This is a genomic window from Piscinibacter sp. (assembly GCF_050175855.1).
In the GTDB taxonomy this organism is placed as follows: domain Bacteria; phylum Pseudomonadota; class Gammaproteobacteria; order Burkholderiales; family Burkholderiaceae_C; genus Piscinibacter.
Genome location: NZ_JBFXIO010000399.1, coordinates 1 through 4,504 on the forward strand (window position 1 = coordinate 1; position 4,504 = coordinate 4,504).

3 protein-coding genes are annotated in these 4,504 nt (G+C 71.7%); all 3 read left to right on the forward strand.

The genetic code is table 11. The features are described from left to right. The coding region (locus AB7U92_RS22395; RefSeq protein ID WP_428582257.1) for a putative bifunctional diguanylate cyclase/phosphodiesterase at positions 1-1,715 on the forward strand (1,715 nt) is incomplete at its 5' end. Positions 1,716-1,725: 10 nt separating this feature from the next. Continuing rightward, a complete protein-coding gene (gene dnaG, locus AB7U92_RS22400; protein ID WP_428582259.1) occupies positions 1,726-3,441 on the forward strand; it encodes a DNA primase in 1,716 nt (571 codons plus the stop codon). A 292-nt stretch (positions 3,442-3,733) separates the two neighbouring features. After that, on the forward strand, positions 3,734-4,504 hold a 771-nt coding region (locus tag AB7U92_RS22405), incomplete at its 3' end, for an RNA polymerase sigma factor region1.1 domain-containing protein (protein WP_428582261.1).

The window sequence follows — 4,504 nt, forward strand, 5'->3', positions numbered from 1 at the left end:
TGGGCGTGGCGGACTGGGACCTGCGCCGCGGCGAACTCGAGCTGTCGGCGCGCTGGAACGCACTGCTCGGCGAGCCGGCGCTGACCACGCGCGAGCCGGCGCAGGCGTTCTGGGCCTGCATCCTTGGCGACGATCTCGCCGGCGTCCAGGCGGCCCTGGCCTCGCTGCGCCGCGCCGACGAGGACTCGGTGAGTGTCGAGTGCCGCATGCGGCGCGGCCAGGCGTCCTGGCGCTGGTTCGAGCTCAATGCCCTCGTGGCCGATCGGGATGCGGGCGGCGAGCCGATCCGCGTCGTCGCCACCGCGCGCGACGTGCATGGCGAGCGGGAGGCCGGCGAGCGCCAGCAGGCCGCCGACGGGCTGTACCGTCAGCTGCAGGAGCGCATGGCGCGCCAGGCCCACTACGACGAGGTGACGCGGCTGCCCAACCGCGCCAGGCTCGCCCAGCTGCTGCAGGAGGCGCTGGCCACCAGCCAGCGCGAGGGCTCGCTGCTGACCGTGTGCCACCTCGACATCGACCACTTCAAGGCCATCAACGAACATCACGGCCACGACGCCGGAGACCGCCTGCTGGCGACCCTGGCCGCCCGGGTGCAGGCCTCGCTGCGCACCTGGGCGGGTGGCGACGACGTCGCGGCGCGTGTCGGCGGCGACGAATTCGCCCTGCTGTTGCGCACCGCCACGCTGCGCGAGAGCCACCATGCGGTCGAGCGCGTGCTGCAGCAGATCGCCCAGCCCTGCGACATCGGCCTGCCCGACGGGCCGCTGACGGTCACCGCCAGCGTCGGTGCGACTGTCTACCCTGTCGACCGGTCCGACGGCGAGGCGCTGCTGCGTCACGCCGACCAGGCCATGTACGGCGCCAAGCAGGCGGGCCGCAACGGCTACCTGTTCTTCGACGCCGAGCAGGACCGCCGCACCAAGGACCGCTTCGTCGCCCTGGGCCGCGTGCAGGAGGCGCTCGACGCCTCCGAGTTCACGCTGCACTACCAGCCCAAGGTCGACATGGCCAGCGGCCGCACGCTCGGCGCCGAGGCGCTGCTGCGCTGGAACCATCCCGAGCACGGCATGGTGCCGCCCGGGCAGTTCCTGCCGCTCGTGGAACACACCGGCCTGGGCGTGGCGCTCGGGCGCTGGGTGCTGGCCCAGGGCGTGGCGCAGCTCGCCGCCTGGCTGCGCGACGGGCTGGACCTCTCCGTGAGCGTCAACGTCTCGGCGCGGCACCTGCAGGAGCCGGCCTTCGCCGACGAGCTGGCCGCGCTGCTGTCTCGGCATGACCCGGCCGTGGCCAGCCACCTCGTGCTCGAAGTGCTCGAGACGGCCGCGCTGGCCGATGTCGACTACACCAGCGAGCTGATGAAGCGCTGCCGCGAGCTCGGCGTGCGCTTCGCGCTCGACGACTTCGGCACCGGCTACTCCACCTTCACCTACCTGAAGCGGCTGCCGCTGGACCAGCTGAAGATCGACCGCTCGTTCGTGCAGAACATGCTCGACGACCACCAGGACCTGGCCATCGTCGAGGGTGTGATCGCGCTGTCGCGCAGCTTCGGCTGCGTGGTCGTCGCCGAAGGTGTGGAGTCGGCCGCGCAGGCCTCGCGGCTGATCGCGCTCGGATGCCACGCCGGCCAGGGCAACGGCATCGCGGCCGCGATGCCGCCCGAGCAGCTGCCCGGCTGGGTGCGCTCGTACCGCGGGCCGACGGCGCCGACCGCGTAGACTTTGCCGGGTGATCCCGCCCGGCTTCATCCAGGACCTGCTCTCCCGCGCCGACATCGTCGACGTGGTCGGCCGCCACGTGCAGCTCAAGAAGGCGGGGATCAACCACAAGGGGCTGTGCCCCTTCCACGGCGAGAAGTCGCCCAGCTTCATCGTCAGCCCGAGCCGGCAGACCTACCACTGCTTCGGCTGCGGGGCGCACGGCAACGCGGTGGGCTTCCTGATGGAACACGCCGGGCTGAGCTTTCCCGACGCAGTGCGCGAACTGGCCCAGCAGTACGGCCTGGCGGTGCCGGAAGACGACACCTCGCCGGCCGAACGCGAGCGCGCCGCGGCGCAGAAGCAGCGCCAGGCCACGCTGACCGACGTGCTGACGCGTGCCAGCGAGCATTACCGCAAGGAGCTGCGCGGCAGCCCTCGCGCGATCGACTACCTCAAGCGCCGCGGCCTGACCGGCGAGATCGCCGCGCGCTTCGGCCTCGGCTATGCGCCGGACGGCTGGCGCAGCCTGGCCAGCGCCTTCCCGCGCTACGACGACCCGCTGCTCGAGGAGAGCGGCCTGGTGATCGCCAAGGCGGCGGAAGACGGCAACGAGGCCGACACCAAGCGCTACGACCGCTTCCGCGACCGCATCATGTTCCCGATCCGCTCGGTGCAGGGCGAGGTGATCGGCTTCGGCGGCCGCGTGATCGACCAGGGCGAACCGAAGTACCTGAACTCGCCCGAGACGCCGGTGTTCAGCAAGGGCCGCGAGCTGTACGGCCTGTACGAGGGCCGCAGCGCGATCCGCCAGCGCGGCTACGCGCTCGTCGTCGAGGGCTACATGGACGTGGTGGCGCTGGCGCAGAGCGGCTTCGGCAACGCCGTGGCCACGCTGGGCACGGCCTGCACGGCCGAGCACGTGCAGAAGCTGTTCCGCTTCACCGAATCGGTGGTGTTCAGCTTCGACGGCGACGCCGCCGGCCGCCGCGCCGCCGGCCGCGCGCTGGAGGCCAGCCTGCCGCACGCCGGCGACACCCGCACGGTGCGCTTCCTGTTCCTGCCGCCGGAGCACGACCCGGACAGCTACGTGCGCGAGTTCGGCGCCGAGGCCTTCGAGCGCTGCGTGGCCGAGGCCGTGCCGCTGTCGCGGCAGCTGATCGAGGCGGCCCGCAGCGACGTCGACACCGCCACCGCCGAGGGCCGGGCGCGCTTCGTGGTGCAGGCCAGGCCGCTGTGGTCCGCCCTGCCCGAGGGCATGCTCAAGCGCCAGCTGCTCGGGCAGATCGCCTCGGTGGCGGCGCTGCCGGTCGACGAACTCGCCGCGGCCTGGCAGACGCGCGCGGCGGCGCCCGCCCGGCCCGCGCTGCCGCGCACGCGTGCACCCGTCGCCCGGCGCCAGATGCCGCGTCAGCCCGAGGACCGGGCGCTGTGGGCGCTGCTGCTGGAAAGCGGCTGGTGGGCCCAGCTGGGTGCCGAAGACCACGAGACGCTGTGCGCCCTGGAAGGCTGGCACGGCGAGGTCTTCCGGCTCATCGACCGGCTGTCGGTCGACGAAGGTGCCCTGCCCTGGGCGGCGCTGCGCGAACGCGTGGCCACCGAGGAATGGGGGCCCCGGGCCGTCGCCCTGGTCGATGGCGAGGATCCGGCCATCGAGCCTTCCATCGACGACCTGCGCGCCTCGCTGGCCCAGCTGCGCAAGAGCGCGGCGCTGCTGGAAAGCATGCGCATCCTCGGCCGGCGCTGAAATTTGCTGCAACGAGACGTATAATCAAGGGTTTCGTACGCGCGGCAAGAGTGACAGCAGCACCTCCGGGCCCCGGCCACCCTGCGACACAGGGTCACATCGAAGGCCACCCTTTACCCGCAAGGGCTGCACCCTCCGGACTGATCACGCCAGCTTGCCCGCCCGATGCCGTCCGGCCGTTCGTGCGCCCCCAGGGCCGCGAGGCGGCCGGTCCGCATGTGCATTGGTGCTGTACCGGCGATGCCCGACGGGCCCAGCCGTCTGCAAGGCCCCCTACCATCCGAGGAATCGCATGACCGCGAAGAAGAGCGCTGCTCCTGCCAAGGCCGCGAAGGCCGCCAAGCCGGCCAAGGCCGAGGTCGAGGACAAGAAGAAGGCCAAGGCCGCTGCCGCCGAAGCAGCCGAGAAGCCGGCCAAGGCCGCCAAGGCCGCACCCGCCAAGGCCGCCAAGCCGGCCGCGAAGGCCGAGGCACCCGCCAAGGGCAAGCCGGGCCGCAAGCCAAAGGACGACAAGGCCAAGAAGGAAGAGGTCGAGGAGGACTTCTCCGACATCGACGCCGAGCTCGAGGGCGAGCCCGAGGTCGAGGCGGCCGACGAAAGCGGCTCCAAGGCCGAGAAGGCCAAGCCGCTGCGCATGAAGGTCTCGCGCGCCAAGGAGCGCGCACTGATGCGCGAATTCGGCCTGGACGAGACGCAGCTGACCGAGGAAGAGGTCACCAAGCGCCGCCAGGAGCTGAAGACGCTCATCAAGATGGGCAAGACGCGGGGTTTCCTGACGCACCAGGAGATCAACGACCACCTGCCCGAGAAGCTGGTCGACAACGAGATCCTCGAGGCCATCGTCTCGATGCTCAACGACATGGGCATCGCGGTCTACGAGCAGGCGCCCGACGCCGCCACGCTGCTGATCGCCGGCGGAGGCACCACCACTGCGACGGAAGAGGAAGCCGAGGAAGCGGCCGAAGCGGCGCTGTCCACGGTCGACTCCGAATTCGGCCGCACCCCCGACCCGGTGCGCATGTACATGCGCGAGATGGGCACGGTGGAGCTGCTCACGCGCGAG